The organism is Salmonella sp. SAL-020, from assembly GCF_017372215.1.
Taxonomy (GTDB): Bacteria; Pseudomonadota; Gammaproteobacteria; order Enterobacterales; family Enterobacteriaceae; genus Salmonella; species Salmonella enterica.
In genome coordinates this window covers 1,102,603-1,121,132 of sequence record NZ_CP071690.1, presented here as the reverse complement: position 1 = coordinate 1,121,132, position 18,530 = coordinate 1,102,603, and the positions used below count along the sequence as shown (strand labels likewise).

The following is an 18,530-nucleotide window of genomic DNA, read 5'->3' as shown; positions in this document are numbered from 1 at the left end:
ACTTAAAAATCAAAAAATATACAAAACCCCTTCCATATCAACACCATCGCCACTCTTTTGCGCCTTCGCGCAAAAAATAAAAATCCCCAACAAACTCAACCACCTCCCCCACCAATTACAAGGACGCCAGCAAATAAAACAAGGGGCAACGTGAAAACGTAGCCCCTTTTTGTTGTCTATGGAAAACCCCCAGCTAGGCTGGGGGTTCCGGAAAGCTTTCAGCTTTAAGCCAGTTATTAAAACCCCTTTTGATTTGTTAAAACATCTTGCGGTCTGGCAACTGCAAAAGTTCAACAAGAAATCAAAAGGGGGTCCCAATGGGGGACGAAAAGAGCTTAGCGCACACCCGATGGAACTGTAAATATCACATAGTTTTCGCGCCCAAATACCGAAGACAAGCTGTAAATAGACCCGTTTTAGTTCCATACATTTTTTGAGTTCCCGGCCAAATAATGGTGCTGTCGGTATTCCTCCGGTGTCATATTGTTCAGCGATTCATACGGACGTTCACAGTTATATTCTGATAACCATTTTTCCGTGATTTCACGTACTTCATTCAGCGTTCTGAACAGATAAAAATCGAGTATTTCTGTGCGATATGTCCTGTTAAAACGCTCAATGAAAGCATTTTGTGTCGGCTTACCCGGCTGGATAAACACCAGTTTTACGGCATGTTTCTCTGCCCATTCAGTCAGTGCCAGAGAGATAAATTCTGGGCCGTTATCCATGCGAAGCATGGCCGGATAGCCACGGTTTGCCGCGATCCTGTCAAGCACCCGGACCACTCGTGGGGCTGGCAGATTCCGATCTATTTCAATCGACAACGCCTCACGGTTAAAGTCATCAACGACATTGAACGTGCGAAAACGACGCCCACAGACCAGGGCATCATGCATAAAATCAACAGACCAGCTCTGGTTCAGCGCTTCCGGCGTGGCCAGTGGCGAAGGGTTACGCACCGGCAGCCGTTGTTTGCCCTTACGGCGAAAATTCAGCTTCAGCAGACAATAAATACGGTGGATCCTTTTGTGATTCCACATGTATCCCTGCCGCCGCAGAACCTGAAAAAGCTTCGGAAAACCGTATCGTGGATACCGTTCAGCTGCCGCCTGCAGTGCGGTAATAACGGGTTCGTCACGTGTGTTATCCGGACGGTAATGATAAACCGTTCTGCTCAGGTTCAGGCTCCGGCAGGCCTGACGGATACTGAGTCCGAATGCCGTTATCAGATGAGTGACCAGCTCACGCTTAAAGGCTGGTTTTAAAGCTTTTTTTCGATAACGTCTTTCAGCGCCCGGTTCTCAAGGCTCAGGTCGGCAAACATCTGTTTGAGGCGTCGGTTCTCGTCCTCAAGATCTTTTATCTTTTTAATATCAGAAGGTTCCATGCCGCCGTATCTGGACTTCCAGTTATAGTAGGTGGCCTCAGAGATACCGGCCTCCCGGCAGACATCTTTAACGGTTCGTCCAGCTTCAACCGACTTAATCACAGTGATGATCTGATGCTCAGTAAAACGGGCTTTACGCATAGCGATCTCCTTCGTTGGCAGATTGATTATGCCGGATGATCTCTAAATGTGAATGGCACGATTATGCGGGATACTTACAAAGCGTTCTATGGAGAGAAGCGTAGGGCAGTAGGCAGCATATTAAGAAAATTGTGTGAATGGAAAAACGTACGAATTCTGGAAGCAGAATGTTGTGCAGATCATATTCACATGCTTCTGGAGATCCCGCCGAAGATGAGTGTGTCGAGTTTCATGGGATATCTGAAGGGTAAAAGTAGTCTGATGCTTTACGAGCAGTTTGGGGATCTAAAATTCAAATACAGGAACAGGGAGTTCTGGTGCAGAGGGTACTATGTCGATACGGTGGGTAAGAACACGGCGAAGATACAGGACTACATAAAGCACCAGCTTGAAGAGGATAAAATGGGTGAGCAATTATCGATCCCTTATCCGGGCAGCCCGTTTACGGGCCGTAAGTAACGAAGTTTGATGCAAATGTCAGATCGTATGCGCCTGTTAGGGCGCGGCTGGTAAGAGAGCCTTACAGGCGCATCAGAAAAACCTCCGGCTATGCCGGAGGATATTTATTGTCTATGTCCACTTTACGTCCACCAAATTAAAGGATTTAACGCCAGGATTAATGCAGTCATTAAAAGTATGGCACTGACTACTTTAGGAAGAGGCGTCCGTCACATCACTGCACGGAAAGTCTGCACAGAACACGATCTGCCGCCGGACACCATTAAATTGCCCCGCAACGTGTTATCAATACTACTCCCTACGTTTCCCGTTACCTTGCTGTCGGTACGTTTACCTCATTGTCTGAAAGGTTATTTGCGAAGTTATCATTAATAATCCACGGGCGTCTGGTATGCGAATCCAGTTCCCCAATCCTGGCGCTTTGCCTGTGCGACCATACGCGCGTAAATAAGCCTGAAACCAAACTTCACCGCTTAACGCTCTCCCCTTCCCCGATTTTTATGAAAAAAATCATCACATGATCAAGGGTCGTATTTGTTATTGCATTTTTCAAATGATATTGGTAATTATTATCATTCTCATTAATGACTTGTTCGATTTATGACGTGGAGAGAGAGGATTTCTCATGCGTATTCTGTTTGTCGGTCCACCACTGTATGGACTGCTATACCCTGTGCTGTCCCTGGCGCAAGCGTTTCGTGTTAATGGCCATGAAGTGCTGATTGCAAGCGGTGGAAAATTTGCACAGAAAGCAGCCGAAGCTGGGTTGGTGGTATTTGACGCTGCGCCTGGTTTCGATTCGGAAGCGGGTTATCGCCGTCAGGAGGCATTACGAAAAGAAAATAACATTGGAACAAAAATGGGGAACTTCTCATTCTTCAGCGAAGAGATGACTGACCCGCTGGTCGCGTTCGTCGGGCAGTGGCGACCAGATCTCATCGTCTACCCTCCCCTTGGGGTCGTTGGACCACTGATTGCCGCTAAGTATGACATTCCGGTAGTGATGCAAACCGTCGGCTTCGGTCATACGCCCTGGCACATCAAAGGCGTGACGAAATCACTTTCTAACGCCTACCGCCGCCATGGGGTCAGCGCGCCACCAAGAGATCTGGCGTGGATAGACGTCACACCGCCCAGCATGAGCATACTGCAAAATGACGGAGAGCCGGTTATCTCCATGCAATACGTCCCGTATAACGGCGGCGCCGTCTGGGAAGAATGGTGGGAACGTACACCTGATCGCAAGCGTCTTCTGGTTAGCCTCGGCACCGTCAAACCGATGGTGGATGGCCTGGATCTGATTTCCTGGGTAATGGATTCTGCCGGCGAAGTAGATGCCGAAATCATCCTGCATCTTCCGGCAAACGCCCGCTCGGATTTACGTTCGCTGCCGTCGAATGTCCGTCTGGTCGACTGGCTTCCGATGGGCGTTTTCCTTAACGGCGCCGACGGTTTTATCCACCATGGCGGCGCAGGCAACACCCTGACGGCGCTACATGCTGGCATTCCGCAGATAGTCTTTGGCCAGGGTGCCGACAGACCCGTCAATGCCCGCGCCGTGGTCGAGCGCGGATGCGGCATTATTCCCGGTAAGAGCGGGCTTACGAGCAGCATGATCAATACCTTCCTCGGTAATCGCGCGCTTCGCGAGGCGTCGCAGGAGGTCGCGGCGGAAATGGCGGCCCAGCCTTGCCCGACCGAGGTGGCAAAAAAACTGATCGCCATGCTGCAACACGGCTAACCGCGGCAGCGCAATGACAATATGGCGGCTGAACCCAGCGTGTGTCGCCATATCTCATCTTTCACCGATAAGGAGGCTTAATGCCCGCGACTCATTCCCCCATGCCCGCTCGTGCCTGGATAGTTCGCCTTGCCCGCGTGTGTTGGGAACGTAAAACACTGAGCATCATTGTCATCGTAGCATCAGTATCGACCATTTTACTGGCTGCGCTGACGCCGCTAATAACGCGTCAGGCCGTCAATGACGCGATAGCAGGCGATACGACCCACCTGCCGTTACTTGCCTGCGGCCTGCTGTTAATTGCCCTTTTTGATTTTATCGGGAATTACGTGCGCCGCGGCTATGCCGGGGAACTCTCGCTGTGGGTTCAGCATACGTTACGTAGCCGTGCGTTCGACAGTATTCAAAAACTGGACGGCGCAGGCCAGGACGCCTTGCGTACCGGGCAGGTCATTTCGCGTACCAACAGCGATCTTCAACAGGTACACACCTTGCTACAGATGTGTCCGGTGCCGCTGGCGGTGCTCACTTACTATGTGGCCGGTATCGCGGTGATGCTATGGATGTCGCCATCCATGACGCTTATCGTGATTTGCGTACTGGCCGCCCTTGCTATTACCGCCCTGCGCGCCCGTCGCCGTGTTTTCGCACAAACGGGGCTTGCCTCAGACCGGCTGGCGCACATGACGGAACATATGCGCGAAGTATTGGAACAGATCTCAGTGGTGAAGTCCTGCGTGGCGGAGTTACGCGAAACGCGTTGGCTCGATGGTCAGTCGCGGCAGATGGTGCGGGTACGCATCGGCGCCGCTATCTCGCAGGCGATGCCGGGCGCAACCATGCTGGCGCTACCGGTGATAGGGCAAATCGTCCTGCTGTGCTATGGCGGCTGGTCGGTAATGAATGGGCGCATCGATCTGGGAACCTTCGTTGCGTTCGCGAGTTTTCTCGCTATGCTGACCGGCCCTACCCGCGTACTGGCATCGTTTTTGGTTATCGCACAGCGCACACAGGCGTCGGTGGAGCGCGTCTTCGCGCTTATCGACACGCGTTCTCGCATGGAAGACGGTACTGAGTCGGTTGAAGGTCAGATTATCGGGCTGGACGTGGAGAAGATGAGTTTCCACTACGACAACGGTAACCGTATCCTCAATGAGATCTCGTTTTCCATTCACGCCGGTGAAACCGTGGCAGTGGTTGGCGCCTCCGGCTCCGGGAAATCAACGTTGCTGATGTTGCTGGCGCGCTTTTACGATCCCACCTCCGGCGGGGTGTGGCTCAACACCACTACGGGTCAACAGAATATTCGCGACCTGAAACTGACGGCGCTTCGTCGTCGCGTTGGCGTAGTGTTTGAAGACGCGTTTCTGTTTGCCGGTACGGTGGCGGAAAACATCGCCTATGGGCACCCGCAAGCGACTCAGGACGACATTCGACGCGCCGCCGATGCCGCAGGCGCCAGCGGGTTCATCAATGCGCTACCGCAGGGGTTCAACACCCGACTGGCCGAACGCGGAAGCAACCTCTCCGGCGGCCAACGCCAGCGTATTGCGCTAGCCCGGGCACTGATTACCGCGCCGGAACTGCTGATTCTCGATGACACAACCTCGGCGGTCGATGCCGGTACTGAAGCGGAAATTAACACGGCTCTTGGTCGTTATGCCGATAATGAGCATATGCTGCTGGTGATTGCACGCCGCCGTTCAACGCTGCAGTTAGCCGATCGGATCGTCGTGCTGGATAAAGGCCGCGTCGTGGATATCGGTACCCAGGCGGAGCTGGATGCAAGGTGTCCGACGTTTCGCTCGCTGATGAGCGGCGAGGGTGATTTTCTCGCCCTTGCCCCGGCAGAACAACGGACGCTATGGCCAACAACGCAGGCGGCAAAATCCGACGACGCGCATGAGCGCCAGACACCCGCCGGAAAAGGTTTTGTCGACCGGATGACGCGCGTTCCGGAACGCGCCGTACAGATGGCGCTGGCAGGCCACGGGCGTCAAGTCTCATCGCTGCTGACGCCAGTAGCCTGGATGTTCGTCATCGCCGCCCTGCTTATCGCGCTTGATTCCGCCGCAGGCGTTGGCGTGCTGGTGCTTTTGCAGCGCGGTATTGACTCAGGCGTTGCCGCAGGGGATATGTCGACTATTGGCATATGCGCTCTGCTCGCGCTGTGTCTGGTAGCGATCGGTTGGTGCTGCTATGCGCTGCAAACGATCTTCGCCGCCCGCGCGGCAGAGTCGGTACAGCATACGGTACGCTTACGCAGCTTCAGCCACCTGCTACGCCTGAGTCTTCCCTGGCACGAGAAGCACATCGACTCGCGTCTTACTCGCATGACCGTCGACGTTGATTCACTCGCCCGATTTCTGCAAAACGGTCTTGCCAGCGCGGCCACCAGCATCGTGACGATGGTCGCTATCGCCGCGGCAATGTTCTGGCTTGACCCCATTCTTGCGTTAACGGCATTAAGCGCCGTACCTGTAGTGATACTGGCGACGTGGATTTACCGCCGTTTGAGCTCGCCTGCCTACGCCCAGGCACGGCTGGAAATTGGTAAGGTGAACAGTACGCTTCAGGAAAAGGTCTCCGGTATGCGGGTAGTGCAGTCACACGGTCAACAGAAGCAGGAAGCCGCCAGGCTACGGGCGTTATCAGACAACTTCCGCGCCACCCGCGTGCGGGCGCAAAAATACCTTGCTGTCTATTTTCCGTTCCTGACCCTCTGCACCGAGGCCGCCTATGCCGCCGTGCTTTTAATCGGGGCTACCCGGGTCGCCGGAGGCGAAATGACGCCCGGGATACTGGCGGCGTTCTTCCTGCTACTGGGACAATTTTATGGCCCGGTACAGCAGTTGTCAGGCATTGTTGATTCCTGGCAGCAGGCGACCGCCAGCGGCAAACATATCAATGCGCTATTGGCGACTGAGGAAACGGAGAATATTGAACCGTCCTCCATAACGCCTGGCACTGGCGGCGCGCTACGTCTGGAGGCATTGACATTCCGCTATCCCGAAAAAACGCAACCTGTGCTTGATAATCTCTCGCTCACCATTCCGCCAGGAACGGTAGTCGCGGTGGTCGGACGTAGCGGCGCCGGCAAATCGACGCTGATCAAGCTGCTGGCCGGGCTCTACTCTCCCGGCAGCGGGCAAATCCGTGTCGGTGAGCGCCTAATTGATGCCGCGTCGCTTAGTGATTATCGTCGCCAGACGGGGCTGGTCACTCAGGATGTCGCATTATTTAGCGGCGATATTGCCGAAAATATCCGCTATTCGCTGCCAGACAGCAGCGACACGGAGGTGGAGATCGCGGCGCGACAGGCGGGACTCTTTGAAACTGTGCAACATCTGCCGCTGGGGTTCCGTACTCCGGTCAATAACGGCGGCACGGATCTGTCCGCGGGCCAGCGTCAGTTGATTGCCCTCGCCCGCGCCCACCTGGCGCAGGCGCATATTCTGCTGCTCGACGAGGCGACAGCGCGTATCGACCGTAGCGCCGAGGAGCGCTTAATGACCTCGCTTACCAGGGTGACGCATACCGAGAAACGCATCGCGCTTATCGTCGCGCACCGGCTGACCACCGCTCGCCGTTGCGATGTTATTGTCGTAATCGATAAAGGATGTATCGCTGAATATGGCAGCCATGAGCAGTTGATAGCGACTCATGGCCTGTATGCTCGTCTGTGGCGGGACAGCATCGGCCAGACACGCGATACGCAAGGAGAGGTCATAGGATAGTTTTTATCGCCACGATTTACGCAAAAGAAAGCCCGCAAGCGGCTGTTCCTGTAACAGCCGCTTTAGCTATTAGTACTAACCGAAATATAAATGAGATGGAATACAAAGAATGAGACTGAGCCCGCCCGTCGCTCCTGTCGCTATACAGACCGCTACGCGCCTTCGCCGCCAACTCGCCGCCGGAAGCCAGGTTGACGCTTCTCACTTCTGGAGAGAAGCAAACTCGCTCGCACTGCCGCTGGTGACAGCCATTAACGGCGCAGACGATGAACGGGAAGTCACCTTCCTGTGGCGTGCCGCCTCTCCTCTGCGGGGGGTTTATGTTCGCCTGAACCGTGTCACCGATAAAGATAACGTGGCGAAAGGTATGATGACGCAACTGCCCACAACGGATATCTGGCATCTGACGCTTCGCTTACCGGCGTCCTACTGCGGTTCCTATACGATGGTCGAAATACCACCGGAAACCCCGGACGAGACGGTGTTGCAGCTTGGAAGCCGTTTCGCCTCCCTTGTCGGGAAGGCGGACCCGCTGAACAGCACGCCGGGAATAAATGTTCGGGGCAATGCGCAGGAGTCCGTTCTGGCGCTGGATCATGCCCCGGCACAGGAGGAGTGGTCAGGCTGTCGCGCTTACGCCGGGCAGCTTTTCACCTCAGAGCATCGGCTCGCCGGACAATGTCGCCGTGTGCGGCTGTATCTTCCTGACGTTCCTGTCGTACAACCGCTGGGCTTGCTGGTACTCACGGATGGCGAGATCTGGTTCGACCATCTTGGGGTAAGCGCCGCCATTGACGCCGCCATCCGCAGCGGACGCATCGCGCCGGTGGCCGTACTCGGCATTGATAACATCAACGCGCGTGAACGCGTCGCAATCCTCGGCGGTCGCCGCGAGCTGGTGCTCGACATTGCCGAACGCCTGCTGCCAACTCTTCGCGCCAACTACCCGGAACGGCGGTGGGCGGACCGTACACAAACGGTGCTGGCAGGGCAAAGCCTCGGCGGCGTGACCGCGCTGATGGCGGCCCGCCACACGCCAGAGAGCTTCGGCCTGGTGCTGAGCCACTCCCCCTCAATGTGGTGGACGCCGGACAACCGCAATCGCCCGCCCCATTTCAGCGCAGAAGAGCGCTCATGGGTCAGCGAACATGTGTTATCCGCGCCCTCGCCAGCCGTACGTACGCATCTGTGCGTGGGAGCGCTGGAAGGTTCGACGGTCCCGCAGGTCAAACAGTTGCATGAAAAATTGCGCGCCGCCGGCGTTGAAAGCCATTGCAGCGTGTACACCGGCGGTCACGATTATGCCTGGTGGCGCGGCGCGCTGATTGACGGATTACGTCTACTGCCCCGATAAAACTTCACCTGCCAAAAAGGAATCACATCCGATGTATGGTCGCCAGTACCACAACAAGTGCTATCGCATGGCGCTATTTTTAGTGAGTTTTTGTTTTAGCGCGCTGAGTTATGCGCAGCCGGATATGCAGCCATTAGGACCGAATATTGCTGATAAAGGTTCGGGATATTACCATTTTAGGGTCAATGACTTTCAATCTGCCGATGGCGCAAGACATTACCGGGTATGGACCGCTATTCCCAATAAAGCCGCCCCGCCGTCGGGTTATCCTGTCTTATATATGCTGGACGGCAACGCAGTGATGGACAGACTGCCGGAGACGCTGCTCAAACAGCTGGCAGACCACTCGCCGCCGGTGATTGTGGCGATTGGCTATCAGACTAACCTGCCGTTTGATCTTAACGGCAGAGCTTATGACTATACGCCGGCGCCGGGAATCGAAGGCAGTGAAAATAACCCGCGTTTTCATCGTAAGACCGGCGGCGGGCCAGCGTTCCGCCAGCTACTGGAGAGACATATCGCGCCGCAGGTGGAACAAGGAATAACCATCAACCCCGAACGGCGCGGGGTATGGGGACATTCTTATGGCGGCCTGTTCGTTTTAGACTCCTGGCTGTCATCATCCTTCTTTCATATCTATTACAGCGCCAGCCCGTCACTCAGCAGGGATAACTTTGCCCTGTTGAATCGCCTTACGGCAGTGAAGCCGTCGCCGTTCTGCCATAAAAAACTCATCATAATGGAAGGTTCAGCGTCGAATGGGGATAGCAGGCAACGCCAGATGGCCGAGCTCCTGCAAAAAGTTCAGGAGACCGTGAGAACGCTTGAGAACAACGGCGTTAACGCGGCCCTGCAGCATTACCCGGGCCTGGGCCACGGGCCCATGTTTAACGCCTCTTTTCGCAGTGCATTGCTGGATATCAGTCGCGAACCGGCAAGCCAAAAACCACGCTGTCATTAACCCGCCGCCAGAATATGCCCGCCAGCGACGGGCATAATCCATCAAAACGAGGCCGTCACACCGGCATAATAAGCCCGACCCGGTTCGTTATAGGTATTTGCCCCTTCGGCGGAGCGATAGATCTGTTTATCGAAGATATTGCTGATACCGACATTAAGACGCAGGTTCTTATTGATATCGTAGTTAACGTTAGCGCCGACCAGTGAGTAAGCCCCCAGCGCTTTCCCGGACAATCCTTTGGTCTCTTCACTACGCGACTCCGCATGTGTTCGCGGTTTTTGCTTGCCGTATAACGTCCAGTTGACGTTAGCGGAGAGCGCGCTGGTGATAGTCCAGTCGAGGAAGGTATTCACCGTATATTTCGGGATTATCGATAAGGGATTACCGGTATCTTTTTGCTCAGAAGTGATCATATAAGTCGCATTGGTATTCCAGTTCAGACGGTCCGGCATCAGCGGAACAGCCATGCTGGCTTCAATACCTTCAATCAGCGCTTTACCGCCGTTCTGCCACTGCAATACATAAGCGCCAGATGCGCTTCTGCCAATAATCTGATCACCTGCGACAATCTTATTCTGATAATCGTTACGGAAATACGTTACGCTTGCGTGATAATCGTCTACGGTAAATTCCAGCCCAATCTCTTTATTGATACTAATTTCAGGATCGAGGTTCTTATTACCGACCAGGTAACAGCCGCCTGACGTAATATCTTTTGGACAACCGTTGCCTTTCGAATAGAGTAAATACCCCTCACTGGTTTGATACAAGTTCGGTGCCTTAAAGGCCCGGGCAATACCGGCTTTCACCTTGACGTATTCACCTAACTCCTGGGAAAGGTTAAGACTGGGACTAAAATTACTCCCGGATTCGCTCAAATAGTCAAAACGCAGACCCGGAATAATATTGGTACCGGCCATGGGTTCGATATTATCTTCAACGTACAGCGCACTGATTTCCGATTTATTTTTGCTGCTACGGTTAGCCGCCGAACCGGGAATCCCGGCGATATTGCTATCCTTAACCGTCAGACTGGTAGAGGAAGGATCGTTCAGCTCATCGCGGTTCCACTCCGCGCCGACGGTGAGCGTTTGCTCAAATAGCCATATCACCGGGACATTCACCTCGCCGCTGGTGCGATACGAGATCAGGCGGTTAGTGGTGAACGTCTGGTCGTTGGTAATGCGCCCCTCGCCGCCGCCGGAGAGTCCCTCATTCATGCGGGTATTATCGGTTTTTTCATAGTAGAACCCCAGGCGGCTTTGCCCCCAGTCCCAGATGCCGTTATGAGTTAGACCGTAATTCTGCCGGTACAGGCGATTGGTCTCCCGCCCGGACTGCGCCAGACTTTTAGTAACCGCGTTCGAAGTACTGTTTTGCGTATCGCCGGCATAGATATTCCCCTGCCGACTGTATCCCGCTTCAAAATCAAGGATTTGCTGCGGGGTCATTTTCCATGAGAAGACGCTATTAATATCTTTATTGGTGACCCCCTCCCGTCCGGCGGCATTCTTGGTACCGGCGGAGGAGTTAATATCCCAGCTGTCGGCATCGGTTCTGTTGAGATTACCGTACAGGCGCATCGTCAACGTATCTCCAGCCAACGGGCCGCTAAGGCTAAAGTTACCCCGCCGGGTGTCACCTTCTTTGCTGCTTTCCGGCTGGTTGGTATAGAGCGACAGCGAACCATGCCAGTCGTTAGTCGGACGTTTGGTGATGATATTCACCACCCCGCCAGCGGCACCGGAGCCATAGCGCGCGGCGGCGGGCCCACGGATCACTTCAATACGTTCTACCATCTCCGGCGGTACCCAGTTCGTATCGCCACGGGTGTCGCGTTCTCCGCGCCAGCTATAGCGAACCGAATTTCGTGACGTCACCGGCACGCCGTCAATCAGCACTAAGGTATTTTCCGGCCCCATACCACGAATATCAATTTGTCGGTTATTTCCGCGCGTCCCCGAGGCGCTATTGCCGGTAAGATTAACCCCAGGCATCTTACGAATAATATCGGCAAGATCGTTAACGGGAGGATTCTTCTGAATATCGTCACGAGTAATAATCGAAACGCCCGGCTGTTGCTTTAATACTTGCTCGGCAGTGGATTCAACCACCATCGTTTCGCCGTTGTCGTCTGTAGATTCTGCTGCTGATAATGGACTATTAACCCCTGTAGAAACCACGGTTATTAACCAGAGGAACTTATTAACTTTCATACCCATTCCCTAAATAATGTCTAAAGTAGCGCTGTTGCCCTCAAGCTCACATCCTTGCCAGGTTACGGCTATATAGTAATTATTATCATATGCTAATGATAATAATTATCATTCAATTAAGAAAAAGGCAATCTTTCGACCGCAAAAATCTGGTCATAAGAAAACAGAAACGGGATTTTGCAATATGACTCTCTGTCCGGGCTCCGCTTTGCCAATAAATCCGGGAAGGGTGGCAGAATGCGCCTACTGAGCGGAGGTTTTACAAAACAGGAATAGATAAAATAAAACTATTTTTCAAAGCGTTAATGACAAGAAACAACCAGGAAAAATGGTATAGCGCGGTTCAGAGTCCATCGGCGCTTCCCTGCCGACGGCGAACCGTTCTTACAGTTTGCCAGAGGCTTTCCGTCAGGGTAATGGCGGGATCGGATACGATTGTAGTCATTCGATATATGACGATGAAAGTGATGTTGGCGCCAAAATACAAAGCGCCTGGTAATATTTATCAGGCGCTTTGCAGACAGAAAACCATCAAACATCGGTTTCTCGTTCTCCAGCATCTACCGGGAAAAATGACAACCCACAGTTAGTGGATTTTACTGTCGGGTCTTGCTAGGGATTTTGTGTTACCCCCAGGTCTTTTAAAAGACCGCGTAACAGCACTAAATCCTTGGGTGTCATTTTTTGCTTTGGTTCACCCTCTTTAGGTGGACGAATATCCTCCTGACTAGTACATGTAACACAATAACCTTTTAACTCTATCCACTTAGGCTTAGGGGGGGCCTTAGGATCGGTAGGCGTCGAGCTGACAACGCACGAACAGGCACTTATACATCCAGGCATAGCGTTTTCCTTTTCAAACAATTCGCTTTAGTTGGAAGTTCTACTTGAGAAAATAGGAATGGTTATTCAGATATTTTTACCGTCGCATACTCCTGTAATAATAAAAGATACTGTAAATAATTTACTCTCAGCTACTATTCAGTAGCAGATTGTTATTCTTACATTGCTTTTATTTCAGGTTTACGTCAAAAAGGGCTAAATATTTTCACTATAAAATTCGTTAAAGAGTGTTTGTGTACTTGTAGACATTGTGGCGTCTTCGGTACGCAAATGGGTTAGTGTACAATCTTTAAAACAGGTATTGTTTAAATTAGCCTCAGCCAAATCAGCCCCGTCCAGGTTCGTAGAAATGAAACTCGCCTTTCGCAGATTTGCCCGGGTTAAGACAGCGTCTTCCATAATTGCAGCCATTATAGTAGCACCCTGTAATGTCGCACCGCTCATATCAGCACGTATAAGGGTTGCGCCTGAAAGATTAGTGTGATCCATATTTGCACCGGAGCAATTACATTCTATCATGCTACAGCCTAACAGACTCGCGTGTTGTAAATTGGCGCCAGTAAGATTAGCGTGATCGAGGGTAGCGCCACACATAATGCTATCTTCCAGACAGGCGTTCTTGAAATTACTGTCGCCTAGTGATGTTCCCGATAGATTTGCGCCCTTAAAATTTGCACCTTCACAATCCGCCATAAACAGCACTGCCCCCTCTAAATTTGCGCCGCTTAAGTCTGCGTCACATAAATTTTCTGACGTCAGATTTGCTCCGGTAAGGACAGCGCCTTTAAGATTCATGCCTCCCTGGGCAGTTAATATTACAGAATCCTGAGGGAGAGAAAATTCGCATCTGAATAGTAAAGCTCGGCATATTTTTTCAAAAGAGGCAAGCGGAATTTCTCTTGTCTCAGAATGGTCGCCTTTACTGACTCGTACAATAACTTGTCCAGCTTCGTTATTCTCACCAGGAAGATTAAATTCGACACGACACCCATCCATATCATCCAGGATGATGTTTTCTGGCAACGGAGCACCTCTGTCAGGCATTGTACTTTTCAATGTCTCAGCCATAGTCTCTATCAATTCCTGATATTGTGTTTCATTTCTCCGACGTATCCCACCACAGGTAAAAAAGTTAATGATATATTCCAGAATGGTTTTGGGCGAGGTAGCTTGCCGCATAGCAGCAGAAGTCCCCGCGCCAAAAGCAGATTTAGCCATACCAGCCAGACTATCGAGTGAACGCTCCATATATTTTCTCCCAGAGACAGCAACACAGTGCATGATAAAATTTATCATATAGATTTGCATTTAGAGATAAGGTGAATACCCCCTTTACGTCTGGTTACATAATAACGTATCACGACGCGTTGCTGTCTGGCTTACACAATAGCAGCCAAATAAATATATTGGCTTATACTCGTCATACTTCAAGTTGCATGTGCTGCGGCCGCGTTCCCTCACCCCAGTCACTTACTTTAGTAAGCTCCTGGGGATTCGCTCGCTTGCCGCCTTCCTGCAACTCGAATTATTTAGAGTATATAACATCATTTAAAATAATAAACACGGCATTCGTTTTAATACTACGTTCAGGACTCATCCCACTCATTAGCAGAAAACCTATTAAAAAGCGTGTTCAGGCGTTTTATTACCGCCATTGATAAACTGTTTAACAACATCGTCTGTACAGACCTTCTTCGTTGCCTTTACGTTTAACTCAATCAGGCTACCGTCTCGGTTATAAGTCTATCGAGTAGTAGGGACGTAGTATGACGATGCAGCAAAGTGATATGGAAAGATATAATCCATTATTAATGTTAAAAGAAGTCATGGCGCAGACGCCTTATCGCCATAAACGCTGGGGAGAGCGTAAGTTTCGCTATAAATTTGTATTACGTTGCCTTATTAACCCCGTAACGACAATTAAATACTTCAATGAATTATGCCATCTGTCTCAGCCCAGAACGCTGATTATTCATCGTCCACTGTTGCCGGCAAAAATCCAGCGGCCCTATTTGTATACCGGGCTTAGCATACGTTGCCGGGCAAAAGCTATTCTGGAACACTACCAGTTCGTTCAGTCCTTTCCGGAAAGTAAAATTAAAAAGATCCTCCTGTCCGAGGAACAAATCTTGCTCGCTCACCTGGAAGGAAAAAACGACGCTCTGGTAGATATCTACTGCGGTCCCTGTGGCTATGACAGAGAAGGTGAGCTGACATTAACGCTGTGTTTCAATGATACGCCGTTGGCACGTTTATCATTTTCCTTTATCCGCCATGAAGGGAAGCAAATAGCGCTGGTTGCCGGGTTACAAGGGCCCAGTAAACATGTCGGCCCACAAGTCATACGTAACGCCACCAAAGATTGTTACGGTCTCTTTCCTAAACGGATGCTGTATGAAGCTTTTGCAACATTGATGCAGGCCTGTAATGTCGACGAGATTTATGCGGTAAGTGAAAACAACCATGTTTATCGTCAACTCAGGTACTTATTCCAGAAGAAAAAAACTTTTGTGGCCAGCTATAGTGAATTCTGGGAGTCGCTAAACGGCGTTAAGAAAGGTGCCTTATATCATCTGCCATCACAGGTGATGCGTAAAGCGCCTGAAAGTATCCCCAGCAAAAAACGCGCAGAGTATCGGAAACGCTATCATATTCTGGATACAATAATACAAGAGGTTAACAGCCTCTCCCGGTAGAACTATTTCATACGCGGATGTGCAGATCCTGCTACCGTTCAGCGGATCTCTTTGAAATCTGTATCGCTACTGGATGGTTAAATACAGAATGGCTTGCGAGTGAATAGCGCGGCATTTAACCGTCGCTTTCACTCATGCTATGATCAACATCTTAATCTTATTCCCTTCACCATAACGCCATCGATTAGCATGTTAACCATTAAATACAAGCTAAACATTTGTCACATTTTTATTTGGTTAAGCAAAAAAATAATACAAAATAGAATTTTCAGTAAACCAAGTCAGGAGTTTTGGTGAAAATACAAGAAGTTAAGCGTATATTAACCCGCTGGCAGCCGTCTTCCTTTACCCTATACCGGGAGGTGTTTACGCAATACGGCGGTAGTATCAATATGCACCCAGATATTGTTGATTATTTTATGAAGCGCCATAACTGGCATTTTAAATTCTTCCACTATAAAGAAGATGATAAGATTAAAGGCGCCTACTTTATCTGTAATGATCAGAATATTGGCATCCTGACGCGCAGAACCTTCCCGCTATCGTCAGATGAGATACTTATTCCAATGGCACCAGATTTACGCTGCTTCTTACCCGATCGTACTAACCGACTTTCGGCGTTGCATCAGCCACAAATACGCAATGCCATATGGAAACTCGCCAGAAAGAAACAAAATTGTCTGGTCAAAGAAACGTTCTCTTCTAAGTTTGAAAAAACACGCCGTAATGAATATCAGCGATTTCTTAAAAAAGGCGGAAGTGTAAAAAGCGTTGCTGATTGTTCTTCTGATGAACTGACTCATATTTTTATCGAGTTATTTCGGTCTCGTTTCGGCAATACTTCATCCTGCTATCCCGCTGATAACCTTGCCAACTTTTTTAGTCAACTGCATCACCTTCTGTTTGGGCATATTCTTTATATTGAAGGGATACCCTGTGCATTTGATATCGTATTGAAATCTGAAAGCCAGATGAACGTCTACTTTGACGTATCTAATGGTGCAATTAAAAATGAGTTCAGACCACTCAGTCCCGGCAGCATACTAATGTGGCTAAATATTAACCGTGCCAGACATTACTGCCAGGAAAGACAAAAAAAATTGCTTTTTTCCATCGGCATACTAAAGCCTGAATGGGAATATAAGCGCATGTGGTCGACCCCCTATTTTACCGGAAAATCGATTTGCTAAAAAGAAAGCCTGGACGTAAATATGTTTTTTACGTCCAGATTTTTCATAAGTCCTGATGAACTGATAAAAAACGAAAGTTTAATCATAATTTGAAAAATAAGTTAACCACCATATAATCATAATGACAATTACTCGAAATTCACTTACACTACACTCGGTTTTACGGAATTGATTAACACAGTATGTTACAGATAACGTGCTAAAAAGCGTGCAGCGGTTATACATTTTCATATGTGTGTGTCATTAACCTGGCGTCAGGAACAGATGATGATGACAACTACCCTTTTATCTCTTCTGGCCTGGCATACCGTCAGTAGATTAAAGGTGTAGCCTTGCTTTATGGCATTACAAAAATGTGGGTGAGGTCTATGCTCAATGTATACGTTATTTGTAACAACGCTCTTGTGCATAAACAATACGTTATTGCCAACAGCACTGAACGGGTACAGTGGTTCTTGCTGACAACAGGCTTAAAGATCGCCTTAACACGGGATACCTGATAACTGGATTATATTATGACACATGCAGACTGGCTGATTCTTGGGTATACAACTGTTATTATTATTTTTGGTATTGTATGTTATATCGGATTGCTTAAATTGATAACGAAAGGCAAGCATGAAAAATAACGCACTTACCGGGAAGAATATACTCTCAGGAGATAAAATGCTTCGGCAATGATATGACACCACTGCCGAAATGCTATTTTTAAAGAAATCAATCAGGTATTGAGGGTGATTTTATCATAGCCGCGCCAGCGATAATTCAACAACGAGAGCAGCCAGAATAGCACAAAAGCACCCACTACCCAGAAGCCCACATTCCCCATATGATCGTTAAGCGTGCTGACGGTCTGCCAAAATGTTCCGCTTAACTGTAACGCATCATCAATCAACCCCAGCGCCTCAAGCCCGCCAATCGCCAGCGCGACAATGACGGATGCGGCGGTAATGGTCATATTATAATAAAGCTTGCGTAATGGATGCGAGAAAGCCCAACCGTAAGCGCCGACCATGACAAAGTTATCCAGGGAATCTACCAGCGCCATCCCGGCGGTAAACAGCACAGGAAAAATCATCATTGACCAGAGAGATAGCCCCTGGTTGGCTGCTGAAGCGGAAATGCCCAGCAACCCAACCTCGGTTGCGGTATCAAATCCCAGACCAAACAGAAAACCGACAAAATACATATGCCAACTGGAAGTGACCAAACGAAACGTACGCTGAAATATACGCGTCATCAGCCCGCCAGGTATGGCCTCGTCATGCGCCCTCACTGACTCGCCGCGGGTAACCGAGCGAAATTGCCGCCAGACGTTGAACAAAATAAACAGGTTAAGCAGGGCCATCGCCAGCAGAAAAAAAGCGGAAACAGCCGTACCAATCAACGAACCATATTGATGCAAAACATCAATACGATCGCGAAATGCCATCGACGTCACAACAATCGCCAGACATGCCAGAACGACAATGGTCGAATGACCCAATGAAAAAAACGCCCCCACGCCTAAAGGCGTTTTACCCTGCTGCATCAGTTTACGGGTGACGGTATCGATGGCTGCGATATGATCGGCATCAACCGCATGACGCAGCCCAAAGCTATACGCCAGTATGGCTGCACTTAGCATGACTGCATGGTGATGAAAAACACAGAACGCCCAAATCCAGGCCAGGATGTTAACCCCGACAAGAAAGACGGTTAATGCTATTCCCCGTCGTTTAGTATGATTATTCATGCCCCTGCACCCACTATATTTTTAATTAACGCTACGGTTTGTAGGGGGAATGTATGATTATTTGATTAAA

10 protein-coding genes and 3 pseudogenes are annotated in these 18,530 nt (G+C 50.3%); 8 read left to right on the top strand and 5 right to left on the bottom strand.

The genetic code is table 11. The annotated features are described in order from the left end of the window. Window positions 1-317: 317 nt before the first annotated feature. Window positions 318-401 (top strand): annotated as a pseudogene (locus J1G48_RS05390) (IS200/IS605 family transposase); the annotation flags it as partial. Window positions 402-416: 15 nt separating this feature from the next. Here J1G48_RS05390 and J1G48_RS05385 read toward each other — a convergent pair. Continuing rightward, a protein-coding gene (locus J1G48_RS05385) for an IS3-like element IS1351 family transposase (protein ID WP_089113803.1) occupies window positions 417-1,528 on the bottom strand; the annotation gives its coding sequence in 2 pieces (ribosomal slippage) (window positions 417-1,267 and window positions 1,267-1,528; 1,113 coding nt in all). 75 nt (window positions 1,529-1,603) lie between these two features. Here J1G48_RS05385 and tnpA point away from each other — a divergent pair. The 5 genes and pseudogenes from tnpA to J1G48_RS05360 all read left to right on the top strand — a co-directional run. Then, window positions 1,604-1,987, top strand: a pseudogene (tnpA, locus tag J1G48_RS05380) (IS200/IS605-like element IS200F family transposase); the annotation flags it as partial. A gap of 625 nt (window positions 1,988-2,612) precedes the next feature. Then, a complete protein-coding gene (gene iroB, locus J1G48_RS05375) occupies window positions 2,613-3,728 on the top strand; it encodes a salmochelin biosynthesis C-glycosyltransferase IroB (RefSeq protein WP_001221120.1) in 1,116 nt (371 codons plus the stop codon). Window positions 3,729-3,808: 80 nt separating this feature from the next. Next, on the top strand, window positions 3,809-7,465 hold the full coding sequence (gene iroC / locus J1G48_RS05370; protein ID WP_001111816.1) for a salmochelin/enterobactin export ABC transporter IroC: 3,657 nt from the start codon (window positions 3,809-3,811) through the stop codon (window positions 7,463-7,465). 109 nt (window positions 7,466-7,574) lie between these two features. Then, the gene (locus J1G48_RS05365) at window positions 7,575-8,819 is read left to right on the top strand and encodes an esterase family protein (protein WP_001239937.1); all 1,245 of its coding nucleotides are present in this window, start codon (window positions 7,575-7,577) and stop codon (window positions 8,817-8,819) included. A gap of 31 nt (window positions 8,820-8,850) precedes the next feature. Next, a complete protein-coding gene (locus tag J1G48_RS05360; RefSeq protein ID WP_000274364.1) occupies window positions 8,851-9,780 on the top strand; it encodes an alpha/beta hydrolase in 930 nt (309 codons plus the stop codon). A 41-nt stretch (window positions 9,781-9,821) separates the two neighbouring features. Here the strand turns inward: J1G48_RS05360 and J1G48_RS05355 are convergent, their stop codons facing one another. The 3 genes and pseudogenes from J1G48_RS05355 to pipB2 form a co-directional block, all read right to left on the bottom strand. Beyond that, window positions 9,822-11,996: a TonB-dependent siderophore receptor gene (locus J1G48_RS05355; RefSeq protein WP_001675482.1), complete on the bottom strand. Its 2,175-nt coding sequence runs from the start codon at window positions 11,994-11,996 to the stop codon at window positions 9,822-9,824. Between the two features lie 531 nt (window positions 11,997-12,527). Continuing rightward, window positions 12,528-12,860, bottom strand: a pseudogene (locus tag J1G48_RS05350) (hypothetical protein). 174 nt (window positions 12,861-13,034) lie between these two features. Then, window positions 13,035-14,087 (bottom strand): SPI-2 type III secretion system effector PipB2, encoded by a 1,053-nt coding sequence (pipB2, locus tag J1G48_RS05345; RefSeq protein ID WP_001675481.1) that lies wholly within the window; start codon window positions 14,085-14,087, stop codon window positions 13,035-13,037. A 518-nt stretch (window positions 14,088-14,605) separates the two neighbouring features. Here pipB2 and J1G48_RS05340 point away from each other — a divergent pair. Both J1G48_RS05340 and J1G48_RS05335 read left to right on the top strand, forming a co-directional pair. Further along, window positions 14,606-15,535, top strand: coding sequence for a VirK family antimicrobial peptide resistance protein (locus tag J1G48_RS05340; RefSeq protein ID WP_000178740.1), 930 nt, complete (start codon window positions 14,606-14,608; stop codon window positions 15,533-15,535). A gap of 293 nt (window positions 15,536-15,828) precedes the next feature. Beyond that, a complete protein-coding gene (locus tag J1G48_RS05335) occupies window positions 15,829-16,725 on the top strand; it encodes an antimicrobial resistance protein Mig-14 (RefSeq protein WP_000701510.1) in 897 nt (298 codons plus the stop codon). Window positions 16,726-17,446: 721 nt separating this feature from the next. Here J1G48_RS05335 and J1G48_RS05330 read toward each other — a convergent pair. Continuing rightward, the gene (locus J1G48_RS05330) at window positions 17,447-18,460 is read right to left on the bottom strand and encodes a HoxN/HupN/NixA family nickel/cobalt transporter (RefSeq protein WP_001059351.1); all 1,014 of its coding nucleotides are present in this window, start codon (window positions 18,458-18,460) and stop codon (window positions 17,447-17,449) included. Between the last annotated feature and the right edge of the window lie 70 nt (window positions 18,461-18,530).

Bases quoted from the DNA above. Each gene is read 5' to 3' on its own strand.
- iroC (WP_001111816.1), top strand. From the start codon at position 3,809: ATGCCCGCGACTCATTCCCCCATGCCCGCTCGTGCCTGGATAGTTCGC.
- J1G48_RS05365 (WP_001239937.1), top strand. From the start codon at position 7,575: ATGAGACTGAGCCCGCCCGTCGCTCCTGTCGCTATACAGACCGCTACG.
- J1G48_RS05360 (WP_000274364.1), top strand. From the start codon at position 8,851: ATGTATGGTCGCCAGTACCACAACAAGTGCTATCGCATGGCGCTATTT.
- J1G48_RS05355 (WP_001675482.1), bottom strand. From the start codon at position 11,996: ATGAAAGTTAATAAGTTCCTCTGGTTAATAACCGTGGTTTCTACAGGG.
- J1G48_RS05340 (WP_000178740.1), top strand. From the start codon at position 14,606: ATGACGATGCAGCAAAGTGATATGGAAAGATATAATCCATTATTAATG.
- pipB2 (WP_001675481.1), bottom strand. From the start codon at position 14,087: ATGGAGCGTTCACTCGATAGTCTGGCTGGTATGGCTAAATCTGCTTTT.
- iroB (WP_001221120.1), top strand. From the start codon at position 2,613: ATGCGTATTCTGTTTGTCGGTCCACCACTGTATGGACTGCTATACCCT.
- J1G48_RS05330 (WP_001059351.1), bottom strand. From the start codon at position 18,460: ATGAATAATCATACTAAACGACGGGGAATAGCATTAACCGTCTTTCTT.